13 protein-coding genes are annotated in these 13,132 nt (G+C 42.7%); 8 read left to right on the top strand and 5 right to left on the bottom strand.

The genetic code is table 11. From position 1 onward, the window contains the following. Window positions 1–41 precede the first annotated feature (41 nt). The 4 genes from alaS (at window position 42) to MJO53_RS04415 (ending at window position 6,061) form a co-directional block, all read left to right on the top strand. On the top strand, window positions 42–2,654 hold the full coding sequence (alaS, locus tag MJO53_RS04430; protein ID WP_252080622.1) for an alanine--tRNA ligase: 2,613 nt from the start codon (window positions 42–44) through the stop codon (window positions 2,652–2,654). 90 nt (window positions 2,655–2,744) lie between these two features. Further along, a complete protein-coding gene (locus tag MJO53_RS04425; RefSeq protein ID WP_252080621.1) occupies window positions 2,745–3,707 on the top strand; it encodes a GSCFA domain-containing protein in 963 nt (320 codons plus the stop codon). Further along, window positions 3,708–4,322 carry a DUF4230 domain-containing protein gene (locus MJO53_RS04420; protein WP_252080620.1) on the top strand — a complete coding sequence of 205 codons (615 nt, stop codon included), beginning with the start codon at window positions 3,708–3,710 and terminating at the stop codon, window positions 4,320–4,322. Window positions 4,323–4,378: 56 nt separating this feature from the next. Further along, a complete protein-coding gene (locus MJO53_RS04415; RefSeq protein WP_252080619.1) occupies window positions 4,379–6,061 on the top strand; it encodes a M1 family aminopeptidase in 1,683 nt (560 codons plus the stop codon). Here the strand turns inward: MJO53_RS04415 and MJO53_RS04410 are convergent. From MJO53_RS04410 to MJO53_RS04400, 3 genes are all read right to left on the bottom strand, one after another. Next, window positions 6,058–7,809 carry an aromatic amino acid hydroxylase gene (locus MJO53_RS04410; protein ID WP_252080618.1) on the bottom strand — a complete coding sequence of 584 codons (1,752 nt, stop codon included), beginning with the start codon at window positions 7,807–7,809 and terminating at the stop codon, window positions 6,058–6,060. The genes MJO53_RS04415 and MJO53_RS04410 overlap by 4 nt on opposite strands. A gap of 102 nt (window positions 7,810–7,911) precedes the next feature. Continuing rightward, entirely contained in the window at window positions 7,912–8,481 is a 570-nt protein-coding gene (locus MJO53_RS04405; protein WP_252080617.1) for a DUF4136 domain-containing protein, read from the bottom strand. Between the two features lie 64 nt (window positions 8,482–8,545). Continuing rightward, window positions 8,546–8,704, bottom strand: a complete 159-nt coding sequence (locus MJO53_RS04400) for a DUF5522 domain-containing protein (RefSeq protein WP_224836419.1) — start codon at window positions 8,702–8,704, stop codon at window positions 8,546–8,548. Window positions 8,705–8,877: 173 nt separating this feature from the next. Here MJO53_RS04400 and MJO53_RS04395 point away from each other — a divergent pair, with 173 nt between their 5' ends. Genes MJO53_RS04395 through MJO53_RS04385 form a run of 3 tightly spaced genes read left to right on the top strand, consistent with a single transcriptional unit; the run spans window position 8,878 to window position 10,961 of the window. Beyond that, the gene (locus tag MJO53_RS04395; protein WP_224836420.1) at window positions 8,878–9,207 is read left to right on the top strand and encodes a hypothetical protein; all 330 of its coding nucleotides are present in this window, start codon (window positions 8,878–8,880) and stop codon (window positions 9,205–9,207) included. A 9-nt stretch (window positions 9,208–9,216) separates the two neighbouring features. After that, entirely contained in the window at window positions 9,217–10,122 is a 906-nt protein-coding gene (locus tag MJO53_RS04390; protein WP_252080616.1) for a 1-aminocyclopropane-1-carboxylate deaminase/D-cysteine desulfhydrase, read from the top strand. Beyond that, window positions 10,119–10,961, top strand: a complete 843-nt coding sequence (locus MJO53_RS04385; protein WP_252080615.1) for a glucosaminidase domain-containing protein — start codon at window positions 10,119–10,121, stop codon at window positions 10,959–10,961. Before MJO53_RS04390 ends, MJO53_RS04385 begins: the two co-directional genes overlap by 4 nt. 37 nt (window positions 10,962–10,998) lie before the next feature. Here the strand turns inward: MJO53_RS04385 and MJO53_RS16930 are convergent, their stop codons facing one another. Beyond that, the gene (locus MJO53_RS16930; protein ID WP_286037772.1) at window positions 10,999–11,133 is read right to left on the bottom strand and encodes a hypothetical protein; all 135 of its coding nucleotides are present in this window, start codon (window positions 11,131–11,133) and stop codon (window positions 10,999–11,001) included. A gap of 23 nt (window positions 11,134–11,156) precedes the next feature. Between MJO53_RS16930 and hemL the strand changes: the two genes are divergently transcribed. Then, window positions 11,157–12,434 carry a glutamate-1-semialdehyde 2,1-aminomutase gene (gene hemL / locus MJO53_RS04380; protein ID WP_252080614.1) on the top strand — a complete coding sequence of 426 codons (1,278 nt, stop codon included), beginning with the start codon at window positions 11,157–11,159 and terminating at the stop codon, window positions 12,432–12,434. A 133-nt stretch (window positions 12,435–12,567) separates the two neighbouring features. Here the strand turns inward: hemL and MJO53_RS04375 are convergent, their stop codons facing one another. Continuing rightward, on the bottom strand, window positions 12,568–12,987 hold the full coding sequence (locus MJO53_RS04375; RefSeq protein WP_252080613.1) for a hypothetical protein: 420 nt from the start codon (window positions 12,985–12,987) through the stop codon (window positions 12,568–12,570). Window positions 12,988–13,132: the final 145 nt, after the last annotated feature.

Genomic DNA, 13,132 nt, shown 5'->3' with positions numbered 1-13,132 from the left:
TTTGCTTAAAGTGTTAAATTTAAGAAAACCCTAGGAATTCAATGACATCCCAAGAAGTTAGAAAACAGTTTTTAAACTTTTTTAAAGAAAAGAGCCACAAGATTGTTCCATCCGCGCCCATGGTAATGAAGGACGACCCTACTTTAATGTTCACCAATGCGGGAATGAACCAATTCAAGGAATACTTTTTGGGCAACTCCGTGCCAAAGCACAAACGTTTGACCGATACTCAAAAATGCTTGCGTGTGAGCGGAAAGCACAACGATTTGGAAGAGGTAGGGAAAGATACCTACCACCACACCATGTTCGAGATGTTGGGGAATTGGAGCGTAGGGGATTATTTTAAAAAAGAGGCCATTGCCTGGGCTTGGGAACTGCTCACAGAGGTATATAAAATTGATAAGGATCGCTTGTACGTTTCTATTTTTGAAGGTAGTGAGGATGATGGTTTGCCCTTGGATCAAGAGGCTTATGATCTGTGGAAAGCGATAGTGCCCGAAAACCGAATTATAAAGGGGAACAAAAAGGACAACTTTTGGGAAATGGGCGATCAGGGGCCATGTGGACCCTGTTCCGAAATCCACGTGGATATCCGATCCAAAAAGGACAGGGATAAAGTCGATGGCGCTTCATTGGTAAACCAAGATCACCCACAAGTTGTGGAAATCTGGAACTTGGTATTTATGCAGTTCAACCGTAAGGCCAATGGAAGCTTGGAACCACTTCCAGAAAACCATATTGATACAGGAATGGGCTTTGAGCGCCTTTGTATGGTGCTCCAAGGAAAACAATCCAACTACGATACCGATGTTTTTACCCCGCTTATACGAGAGGTGGAAATCATCACAGGAAAAAAATACGGTAAGAACGAGCAGACGGATATTGCCATCCGGGTAATCTGCGACCATGTTAGGGCAGTTGCTTTTTCCATTGCTGATGGGCAGTTGCCCAGCAACACCGGCGCCGGTTATGTAATCCGAAGGATTTTACGCCGCGCCATACGCTATGGATTCACTTTTTTGGACACCAATAAACCTTTTATCTACCGATTGGTAAAGGTGTTGAGCGAGCAAATGGGAAAGGCTTTCCCAGAGTTGAAGGAGCAATATCAATTGATAGAGAACGTGATAAAAGAAGAGGAGAGCTCTTTTTTGAGCACTTTGGAGCAAGGATTGGTATTGTTGGATTCCGTGATAAAATCATCAAAAAACAAAACTATTGCTGGCGATAAGGCCTTTGAGCTTTACGATACTTTTGGTTTCCCAATAGATTTGACCGCCCTTATTTTGGAAGAGAAAGGCTATCAATTGGATGTGGAAGGATTCGAAAAGGCCCTAAAGGCCCAAAAGGATCGATCAAGGGCAGCTTCCGAAGTTACCAAGGACGATTGGAATGTTCTATTGACAGATACCGAGCAGGAATTTATCGGGTATGATAGCTTGGAAGCTACCGTAAAATTGGTTAAGTATAGGAAGGTCACCAGTAAAAAAGAAGGAGATCAATATCAAATGGTGTTTAATCTTACCCCGTTTTATGCCGAAGGTGGTGGTCAGGTAGGGGATAAGGGTTACTTGGAAGCCTCTAATGGCGATGTTACTTACATTGTGGACACCAAACGGGAGAACAACGAAATTGTTCATTTTGCCAAGTCGCTGCCCAAGGAAGTCTCGGGAACCTTCAAAGCTGTGGTGGACCAGAAACAGCGTTGGAGAACAGCTTCTAACCATACCGCAACGCACTTGCTGCATCAAGCATTGCGCGAGGTATTGGGAAGCCATGTGGAACAGAAAGGGTCCGCTGTCCATTCCAAATATTTACGATTCGATTTCTCCCATTTTTCAAAATTGACGACGGAAGAGCTTAGGGAAGTGGAAAACTTTGTAAATGCTCGAATAGATGGGCACCTTCCTTTGGAAGAAAACAGAAATGTTCCCATGAAAGAAGCTATGGAACAAGGGGCCATGGCACTTTTTGGTGAAAAATATGGTGATACGGTCCGCACCGTCCGTTTTGGTCAATCCATTGAGCTTTGCGGTGGCACTCACGTAAACAATACAGCGGATATATGGCATTTTAAAATTGTGTCCGAAGGAGCTGTGGCGGCAGGAATACGTAGAATCGAAGCTATTACTTCCGATGCGGTAAAGGAATTTTATTTTAACAACAACCGCATGTTGTTCGAGATTAAGGATTTGCTGAAAAACACCCAGGATCCGGTAAAATCCGTGGCAAGTTTGCAAGAAGAGAATGCAGCCCTTAAAAAACAAGTGGAGCAATTATTGAAGGACAAGGCCAAAGGACTCAAAAACGAACTGATTTCCGAATTGGAAGATATCAATGGTATTAAATTCCTATCCAAAAAAGTGGATTTGGATGCAGGTGGTATCAAGGACCTTGCTTTTGAAATGGGTGGACAAGTAGATGATTTATTCCTGTTCCTTGCTTCGGAAAAAGACGGAAAAGCCATATTGTCTTGCTACATTTCCAAAGATTTGGTGAAAAATAAAGATTTGAATGCCGGAGCCATTGTCCGTGAATTGGGCAAATACATCCAAGGCGGCGGAGGTGGACAACCATTTTTTGCCACTGCGGGGGGTAAAAACCCGGCAGGAATTCCCGAAGCACTCAACAAGGTAAAGGAATACCTAAAGTAGTTTCCTGAGAATTCCTTTGTCGCATCGTGCATAGGTGTGATGTGTTGCCATGATGTTCTCGACTGCTCTCGAACTAACATTTATAATTCGATGGAACTACAAACCAAAATACCTTTAAGCCCTAGTGATAATCCAATAGATTATCAAAATAAATTGGTGCTTTTAGGTTCTTGTTTTGTTGAGAATATGGGGGCTAAGTTGGACTATTTCCAGTTTCAACAACTTCAGAATCCTTTTGGGATATTGTTCCATCCTTTGGCCATTGAGAATTTAATTGAAAGAGCCCTAAAAGAAAGAAGGGATTACAAGCTAGAAGAGATTTTTGAGCAGGATGGGATTTGGCGTTGTTTCGACGCGCATTCCGATTTGCGTTCCGATAATCCCGAAGCGTTGTTACAAATACTGAACCAAAGGTTGAAGGAAACCGAGACTTGGTTGGGGGTGTCATCCCATATCATCATTACTTTGGGAACGGCTTGGGTCTATGAATATTTGAATTCCAACAAAATAGTGGCCAATTGCCATAAAGTGCCCCAAAAACAGTTTGCAAAAAAATTGTTGAGTATCGAGGCAATTGAATCTTGTCTGGATTCGATTGTAGACAATATAACAAAGGTAAACCCCAAGGCACAAATTATTTTCACGGTTTCTCCTGTCCGCCATTTAAAAGATGGTTTTGTGGAAAACCAGCGAAGCAAGGCACATCTGATAGCCGCAGTCCATTCGTTATTGTCATCTCGAACGCAGTCTAGAGGCCCTGGGTATTTTCCGTCTTATGAAATTATGATGGACGAGCTTCGTGATTATCGATTTTATGGAACGGATATGGTGCATCCCAATCAGTTAGCAGTGGATTACATTTGGGAAAAGTTTAAATCGGTCTGGATTACTTCAAATTCATATGCCGTGATGGATAAGGTAGATTCTGTACAAAAAGGGTTGCTACATCGACCGTTCAACCCGGATTCTGATGCCCATCAAAAGTTTAAAACATCGCTCCGAACAAAAATTACGTATCTTCAAGAAAGGTATCCTTTCATGAAATTCAGTTAAATGAAGAAAATCCTAGTTGGGGCGGTGATTGCGTTGGCCTCCGTGTTAATTTATAAATCGTGTACGGAAGATCGTTCCCAAAAGACCATACTGGAAGAAAACTCCATGCTGATCCAGCAAGAACTGCGCAATGTGTCCAAATTGGTGGTCACCGAAGGTCATTTTGCCGAAGTGTACAATTACAAAGACTCCAAAGAACTGTTCGGCCCATTGATAACGGCAAATAAAAAAGCTTTGGTGGTGGTCAATGCCGATGTGTCCGTGGCATACGATATGTCCAAGATCGATTACGATGTTGATCGGGAAAATAAAGTATTGACCTTAAGGTACATTCCGGAGCCGGAAATTACCATTAATCCTGATTTTGAATATTACGATGTTACCGCAGATTACTTGAATCCATTTAATGCAGGGGATTATAATGCCATTAAACAAAATGTGAAACAGTCCTTGATGAAGAAAATAGAAGCCTCATCCTTACGATCGAACGCAGAGAACCGATTGTTGAGCGAACTTTCACGCATTTTGGTGCTGACCGATTCCATGGGATGGACGTTGGTATATAAAAATACCCCAGTGGAAAATACCGTACAATTGAAAAATATTTTGGATTGAGGTGTCACATTTCGACCATTTTTGCGTCTTTATAGATACATCAATCAATCAAAACCATGTTTAAAAGAGTACTGCTAACCGCCCTTTTAGCCATAATTTTTGTTTCCTGTCAGCAAAAACCAGAATCCGATATCAGCTACGAAATTTCTGCTGTGTTGGTAGATAGTATTCCGCAACTTAAAATAAAAATGACCTTAGAGGCCAGTTCGGACGGCACTACATTGCTTTCTTTTCCCAACGAAGCATGGGGCGAAGAAGACCTGTTTAAAACACTTGGCCGTATGGAACTTTTAAATGTAGAAGGCGTGGTTGAAAAAGATGTGGATAGTGGTCGGATTGTATTAATGCATCCTAAAGGGGTGAAAAAATTGGAGTTTGAATATTTTCTTAAACAGGATTTTGAAGGAGAAATTTCAACTCGGGAAATATACCGACCTATTATCAATTCAGATTATTTCCATGTGTTTTCCCATAATTTGTTCATGGTGCCGGAAAATGCAAAGCATAGCATGGATATTGTCTTGGATTGGACATCTTTTGGGAAAGATTATGTTGTTCACAACAGTTTTGGGAGTAATAAGAAAATGCAACTATTACAAAACCAGGATATGGATTTGTTCAATAGCGCCATTTTTGTTGGAGGTGATTTTAGAATTTATGAGGGGCAAATACAAGGGAACAGGGTCAGCTTGGCCACCCGAGGCGATTGGATTCCTTTTGCGGATGAAGACGTTTTTCTGGTTTTGGAAAAGACCTTGACCTGTCAGCGAAACTTTTGGAACGATCATTCCCAAGACTATTTTACAGTTACCCTGCAACCCTTTCCGCAGGAAAACGGCAGTAGTTTTCAAGGTACTGGTCTAACCAATTCCTTTGCAACATCGGTTTCCAACAACGATCAGACCGATATTGGTCAAATGGTGTATCTCTTCAACCACGAGTTAATGCACAATTGGATCGGGCATACCATAACCAACGATAACGAGGAAGAACAATATTGGTTCAGTGAGGGGTTTACCGAATATTATACCTATAAGAATATTGCGAAAAACAAGATCAATGGGCTGGACGGTGCTTTTTTTGTTCAAGAAATCAACCGTACTATTAGAGATCTATACGCATCATCGATAAGCGAGGTACCCAATGCTGAAATCAACTACGATAACTTTTGGTCCGATTATGAGTATTCCAAACTGCCCTATTGGCGAGGGGCGATTTTTGCCTTTTACCTTGATCAGAAAATTCAACAAATAGGTGATGGCAGCCAAAGTTTGGACCATGTAATGCATCAGATCTATGCCGATGCCGCCACTAAGGACCAAAAACTGACCCATGATTATTTCATTCAAGTGATGGATGGGTTTTGGGATGGTGATTTTGAATCGGTTTTCCAAAAGTATATTGAAGAAGGGCAAAAAGTGGATTTGGTAGCATTGTTTGATGCACTGGCATTGGAATACAGTACGGAAAGTGATATTTACGAGTTGGGATTTAAATTTACCGATGACCGAAAGGAAATTGCAAGCGTAACAGACGGAAGCAAGGCTTGGGAAGCAGGTGTCCGAGAAGGTGATGAGGTATTTTCCCGAAGCATTTGGCAAGGCAATATTGATCATAAAGTTGAGCTGGGCCTCCGAAGAAACGGTGAGGAGTTCAATATATCGTATTACCCGGTAACAAAAGCAGCGGTACCCCAATTGAAGCCCGCTTTAGAAAATATCGAAAAGCTTGGATTTTAGCTTACCAATGCTGTATCCAAAAGCTGTAGTCCATCATCGATCAAATGGCCTACTTTTGGATTATCCTGCTTAATGTGCTCCAAGTGTTCCATAATCTCTTTCTGAAAAGCCCGATTATTGTCCTGCTTGGCAAGTTCATACAATTCTACCGGCAGTAACCAGTCCTTTGGATGGTCCTTTTTTAAGGCTTTTAATACCTTGTTTCGGGAAATTGTGGTATTTATTCCTTCCCTAAACTCCCTCACTTGTTTATAAAATAACTCCAGTTGTAATCTTTTTTCGCTTTTCTTGGGTTTGATGGTACTTTCTGTGATTTGATGGCTCATTAAATTAAAGCTGTTCAGGTCGGCAGGGCCGTTGTAGGCCGAAACAATATTTTGGCCAACAGCCATGTGGTACAAACCCCAGTCGGGTTGGAACAACACATTGTCGCCATGCGTAACCGTGCAGTTTTCAAATGTTATCAATATGATTTTGCCCATTAGATTACGGGTTCCGGTAACAATGGTCCCCGTTACTTTAATTCCACCTTCAAATTCGAGGGTTATCTGTTCACCTTCATATATTTTGTAGGCCTTAAGGTCTCTTGGCCCCATATCTTCGATCGCGATATTGATACCTTTCAATTTACCGATCGGTGAACCAAAACCTTCGGCATGGTGGGCTATACTGTGCCCAACAAGTTCTTTTTCTCGATAGGCCAGTGCAGTTCCGCTGTTGGTCTGTATGTAGATCGGTTTCGCGTTATTTTCGATCACGTTGCTGAACTCTCCCGAGATTTGCAGACCAGTGCTCAGTTCAATAGTGCCGAGTGCTTTGGAGGCTATCAATTTTTTAATCCCTGCCAGACCTCCCGTCCGCACGGCCATGGTGTTGGCAAAGTCTTCCAGTACCTGGCTCAAAAAGGCAAAATCGGGGGTTACAAAAAGCTGGGGTTGAGGTTTGGTAATGTCGAATTCGGTATGTGCCGCTTCGATGGAGTAGGGAATTTTTTTCACCTTGTCCGTCATGCACCAAGCACTTTCGCCAATAGAGGAAAGTAGTCCCGCTCCATAAATTTTTGGGTTGTCCACAGTTCCGATGAGGCCATATTCCACTGTCCACCAGTGCAGGTTTCGGATAAGCGCCATTTCACTGGGCTCGCCCATATTTTTTTGTAGATGTTCAATGTGTTCTTCCGCTTCTTCTATCTCACTTTGAGGAGTTCCATGTGCCTCTTTTATTATTGAAAGATGGCGAACCGCATTATAGAGTTCGTAGTCTTTGGCACTGGAAATCGCCTTGCAGCCAATTTCCCCGAATCTACGCAAGTATTCCGCATATTCTGGATTGGCGATAATAGGGGCATGTCCGGCACCTTCGTGGATAATATCCGGGGCAGGGGTATATTCGATGTTTTCAAGTTGTCGAATGTCCGATGCGATTACGAGTACGTTATAAGCCTGGAACTCCATAAAGGCCGAAGGCGGGATAAATCCGTCCACAGCAACGGCTGCCCAACCAATTTCTTTCAAGATTCGGTTCATGCCATACATATTGGGAATGTGGTCAATGGAAATTCCGGTCTTTTTTAGGCCATCTACATAAGATTTATGGGCCACTTTGCTCAAATAATCTACATTCTTGCGCATAACATAACGCCAAACAGCCTGATCTATAGCCGTGTACTCTTCATAATTTTGGGGCTTTATGAATTGTTTTAGGTGTTTTGGGAGTTTGTCCAGAATTGGATTGGATTCGTAGTTCATAGGTCAATTTTTATGCGACCTAAATATACGAAATCGATATAGGATATTTTCTTAAGAATCGTTAAGCGCAATAAAAAACCGCCCTAAAGGGCGGTCTAAATTTTAGTTGGTGGCCACGGTCATTTGTGGGGGGTATTTCTCGAGAATTTGGGAAACAAATTCACGGATACGTTGTTCTTTCTTTTCAATATTGTTGGTATTGTTCAATGTGCCTATTCCACGACCTTGCCATACCAGTTCCTTTTTATTGGCATCGATCACATCAATATATAGAGAGCCCTCGGTGCTTGTGCTTACATTGTTGCCTCCCCAGCCCCAACCCGGGCCCCAGGCCCATGCAGGACCCCAGCCCCAACCCCAGCCCCAGCCAAAGTTGTTGTTGTACACATCTACACGTTCGCGTTCTTTGGTGAATATACTGATCAGCATATCGGGCTTATCCGATTTAACAAAACCTCTTGACCCCATTTCGGCCTCAATGGCGCGCAGGATTCTTTTTTTGTCCAAATCGGAAATTTGGGCTTTATCTATTCCGGTTTTATAAAAGGCGTAACTCTTGTAATTGTTGAAGTCAGCTTTCTGATCATAATCGGAAACGACCCGAACAGAGGAACAAGAAGCTAAAAACCCGATGCAGAAGACGGCAAGTGCCAAACGTGTTAAACTTTTCATAGTACTTTTTTTAATTGTTTGAGATATCCCTAAAAAGACCACAAATATTATGCCGAAAATTAAATTATTGAGCGTTGATTTTAGGGTCGTAGCCAAACGGGCAATGTCGGCAACCACTTTCGCAACAGTATCCACGTTTTAGGTGATATTGCTCGGTAAAAACCCGATATCCATGTTCCGATAAATAATAATCTCCTTCTTCCAGTGGAATGCGTTCTTTCATCCGTAGCCCAGCTTTTACTACCTAAAAATAAGGCTTTCGCACCAAAACTGCCAAGGATTTAGGATTTTGAAAACAATGTTGTTCACCGAAATTGTTGATGGAATTATCGTAACTGTCCAATTTTGAGCGCTTTTTGCAGTTATATTTGTTGGTAACCAATTGACAGTAACCATTTGATACTCGTTTTTAAACATTTCTTTTATAAAAATTATGTTGGCCTTTCGCTTTGGCCATTCATTATTCTAAAGGAAGATTCCTTAAAAGCGGATGAGGTGCTCATCAACCACGAGCGCATCCATTTAAAACAACAAAGGGAACTGCTCATATTACCTTTTTATATTCTTTATGTTTCAGAATGGTTGTTGCGTACGGTATTGTATTTGGACAGTTACCGTGCCTACCAGAATATAAGTTTTGAACGGGAAGCCTATACCAATGAAAAGGATATGCAGTATCTTTCCAAGCGGAAAACCTTTGGGTTTTTGCAGTACCTGACCCGTTAATTTTTTAGATTGAACATACCCGATCAGTATATTGATTTGCCCCTTTTGAAAGAAAAGGGTATTCGCCTTTGCCTGAAAAGAGAGGATACGATCCATCCCTTTATATCTGGGAACAAGTACCGTAAACTTAAATATAACCTGATCGAGGCCAAAAAACAGGGCAAAAGTACCTTGCTCACCTTTGGTGGGGCCTTTTCCAACCATATAGCTGCCACTGCCTTTGCAGGGTTTGAACAAGGCATACCAACAATAGGGGTGATACGTGGCGAAGAACTGGCGGACAAATGGCAGAGCAATCCGACTTTAAAACTTGCGCATGAACATGGTATGCAGTTCCATTTTGTGTCCCGAAGTGAATACAGGCTCAAAAATGAGCCGTCATTTCTTCAAAATCTGAAAGCGCGGCACGGTGATTTTTATCTGTTGCCCGAAGGTGGAACCAACACTTTGGCAGTAAAAGGCTGTGCCGAAATTTTAACGGAATCCGATGCTCAATTCGATTACATCTGTAGTGCGGTGGGTACAGGCGGTACCATGGCAGGGCTTATCAATGCATCCAGAGCGCATCAGACCGTGTTGGGATTCCCGGCCTTGAAGGGTGATTTTTTAACCCGCGAAATTCAAAAATATTCACATAACGGTCAATGGCGCCTTATTATGGATTATCATTTTGGAGGGTACGCCAAATTAAATGCCGAACTGATCGAGTTCATCAATCTTTTTAAACAAAAAACAGGCATCCCACTGGATCCCATATACACAGGTAAGATGCTTTTTGGTATTTTTGACCTTATAAAACAGGATTTTTTTACACCAGGAACCCAAATCTTGGCAATCCATACAGGGGGGCTGCAGGGCATAAAAGGCATGAACCTTGTATTGAAAAAGAAGAATTTACCGTTATTGGACGTATGATCAGGCGAATAGGTTATGTATTGATAGTGGCGCTTTTGCTTTCTAGCTGTGGTGCAAAAAAGAAACGTAGTACCCACCGTAAGGGGGCTCCGACCATTAGTAATTCCGACAGAACTCCCACGAGTTCCCCAAAGGAGAACACGGATGAAACCGGGCTATATCCCATGCCGGAAGATACCGGGCGTTTTGAGCGTTTTCCCATTTCGGATACCCAAGATTATATTGAGACTTTTGCCGAGATTGCCCAGTACGAAATGCGTGCGTATGGTATACCCGCCAGTATTACCTTGGCACAGGGCATTTTGGAAAGTGGCTCCGGTCGTGGGGAGCTGACCCTAAAAACCAATAATCATTTTGGGATAAAGTGCCATGCCGGCTGGCAGGGCGAGTTCGATTTTCACGACGATGATGCCAAGGGCGAGTGTTTTAGAAAATACAACCATCCCATGTACTCCTTCCGCGATCATAGTATTTTCCTGTCCACACGTTCACGCTATGCGTTTTTGTTCAATTATAAACGGGACGATTATAAAAAATGGGCTCATGGTTTGCGGCAGGCCGGATATGCCACCGACCGCAAGTATCCCCAAAAGTTGATTGCACTTATAGAACGGTACGATTTGCATAAGTACGATGAAGAGGTCGTTGAAAATGGCTTGTCCACGGTTAGGGATACCAAACAATATGAAGTGTTTACCCACGAAGTGAAGAAAGGGGATACACTTTACGGAATTTCCAAACGATACGATATTTCGGTCGAGGAACTGCGCCGTCTCAATAACCTGAACGGCAATATTATTTCCATAGGTCAAATACTCAATATCCGAAGGGCGCAGTAGTTTTTAATATCATTCTGGGCAGAACGAAGCATCTCTCTTATCCTGATGAATTCCGTTTCCAAGAACGAACGATCCTCATTACCTTTGCAGCACCTGCGTCAACCTGAACTCGTTTCAGGTTCTCATTGTTTTTTTGACCGACAGCAATGGGATGTTGAAATAAATTCAGCATGACGGGATGAATAAAAGTATACTATGATCTACCAACGAAGCAGTGCCTTGTTTGCAGAGGCCAAAAAATACATCCCCGGAGGGGTTAATTCACCAGTAAGAGCATTCAAAGCGGTAGGGGGCGACCCTATTTTTATCAAGGAGGCCAAAGGAGCGTATTTGTACGATGCCGATGGCAACCAACTTATCGATTACATTGCTTCGTGGGGGCCGCTTATTTTGGGTCATGCTTACGAACCGGTGATCAATGCTGTTATCGAAAAGGCCAAAAAGGGCACTTCCTTTGGAACGCCCACCGAAATCGAGACCGAACTTGCCAAACTGGCGGTGTCCATGGTACCCAATATCGATAAAATACGCTTTGTAAACAGTGGCACCGAAGCCTGTATGAGTGCGGTGCGCCTCGCGCGCGGGTACACGGGAAAGGACAAGATCATCAAGTTTGCGGGCTGCTATCACGGCCATTCGGATTCTTTTTTGATACAGGCCGGGAGCGGAGCCGTAACTTTTGGTAGTCCCAATAGTCCCGGGGTTACGCAGGGCACGGCCAAGGATACCCTATTGGCGGATTACAACGATTTGGAGGGCGTAAAAGCTTTGGTGGAAGCGAATAAGGGCGAAATTGCCGCGATTATTTTAGAACCTGTAGCGGGGAATATGGGCTGTATTATTCCTAAGGATGAATTTATAAAAGGCCTACGCGAACTCTGCACCCAAGAAGGTATTTTGTTGTTGTTTGATGAGGTCATGACGGGCTTTCGTCTTGGGAAAGGGGGCGCTCAGGAAGCCTTGGGCATTAATGCCGACATTGTAATGTTCGGAAAAGTGATTGGGGGCGGACTGCCCGTAGGGGCGTTTGCGGCCCGTGCCGAGATCATGGCGCATTTGGCGCCCGAAGGGCCGGTGTACCAAGCAGGTACCTTGAGCGGCAACCCTTTGGCGATGAGTGCCGGACTAGCCATGCTCACCGCGCTGAACAACCAACCTGAAATTTTTGACAGCCTTGCCGAAAAAACGGAATATTTGCACAAGGGCATTGCCGAGACCCTGACAGAAAAAGGTGTAACGCACCAAATTAACCGCTATGGCAGTATGATCTCCGTGCACTTTACGGACGAGCCTGTGGTGGATTTTGCCAGCTCGGCCAAGGGGAATAACGATACCTTTAAGAAATACTTCCACGGCATGTTGGAGAACGGGGTGTACTTACCGCCCTCTGCTTTTGAAAGCTACTTTTTAAACGATGCCCTTAGTTATGCTGATTTGGATAAAACGATTGAAGCGGTGGGGAGGGTTTTTTAACGGACTCGTATAACCGTCAGTTTACGGGTTAAAGTACGCAAATTTTTCGGTTTAGCACTGACGTTAGCAATTCCGAGTGGATTCGGACGTAGTCGAATCCGCCGTAATTGCGGTTATACATTGTTATACACCGTTATTTTTTATACAGTTTTTCAATCATTGAGTGATTTCCGTTCACAAAATGTTCCAAATAATTTAAAGATTTTTCTAAACTAAATCCCCAAACATCGTCAACTACCATTTTTTCTTTTTCTCCTAATAATCCAAATAAGACTTTTACTTTTTTTGGTCTATTATACCAAAGAGAAAATTCAAGATTTTGTTTTTTATCATAATTAGCGGTCAAACAGAAACTTTTTCCGTTTTCAATACAAGTAAAGTCAAGAGAAGGACTGTAATAAATGTTTTCAGGGTTTAATGAATCCGAAAATTTCAACTTTTCAATCCAAGGATAATTTTCAGCTATTTTTCGTACTTCATTGCCGGAGATTGGATTACTATGGTATTCAATATTTTCTTTTTCAGGATGACAAATAGAATATTTATAGGTCATTTTTTTCGTTCAGTTTAATGGTGTACAACGGTCTCGGCTATGAGTAGTTGCGTGGGTTAGCACTAAACTTTGCAAGTACACACTAAACTGAAAATCCGCGAGGATTTTCAGAAGTAGGTGAGAACAAGCAATTACTTATAGCCAT

The organism is Flagellimonas marinaquae, assembly GCF_023716465.1.
GTDB classification, from domain to species: Bacteria; Bacteroidota; Bacteroidia; order Flavobacteriales; family Flavobacteriaceae; genus Flagellimonas; species Flagellimonas alginolytica.
This window is presented reverse-complemented; position numbering and strand designations above follow the sequence as displayed.

Bases quoted from the DNA above. Each gene is read 5' to 3' on its own strand.
- alaS (WP_252080622.1), top strand. From the start codon at position 42: ATGACATCCCAAGAAGTTAGAAAACAGTTTTTAAACTTTTTTAAAGAA.
- MJO53_RS04425 (WP_252080621.1), top strand. From the start codon at position 2,745: ATGGAACTACAAACCAAAATACCTTTAAGCCCTAGTGATAATCCAATA.
- MJO53_RS04420 (WP_252080620.1), top strand. From the start codon at position 3,708: ATGAAGAAAATCCTAGTTGGGGCGGTGATTGCGTTGGCCTCCGTGTTA.
- MJO53_RS04415 (WP_252080619.1), top strand. From the start codon at position 4,379: ATGTTTAAAAGAGTACTGCTAACCGCCCTTTTAGCCATAATTTTTGTT.
- MJO53_RS04410 (WP_252080618.1), bottom strand. From the start codon at position 7,809: ATGAACTACGAATCCAATCCAATTCTGGACAAACTCCCAAAACACCTA.
- MJO53_RS04405 (WP_252080617.1), bottom strand. From the start codon at position 8,481: ATGAAAAGTTTAACACGTTTGGCACTTGCCGTCTTCTGCATCGGGTTT.
- MJO53_RS04400 (WP_224836419.1), bottom strand. From the start codon at position 8,704: ATGAAAGAACGCATTCCACTGGAAGAAGGAGATTATTATTTATCGGAA.
- MJO53_RS04385 (WP_252080615.1), top strand. From the start codon at position 10,119: ATGATCAGGCGAATAGGTTATGTATTGATAGTGGCGCTTTTGCTTTCT.
- MJO53_RS16930 (WP_286037772.1), bottom strand. From the start codon at position 11,133: ATGCTGAATTTATTTCAACATCCCATTGCTGTCGGTCAAAAAAACAAT.
- hemL (WP_252080614.1), top strand. From the start codon at position 11,157: ATGATCTACCAACGAAGCAGTGCCTTGTTTGCAGAGGCCAAAAAATAC.
- MJO53_RS04375 (WP_252080613.1), bottom strand. From the start codon at position 12,987: ATGACCTATAAATATTCTATTTGTCATCCTGAAAAAGAAAATATTGAA.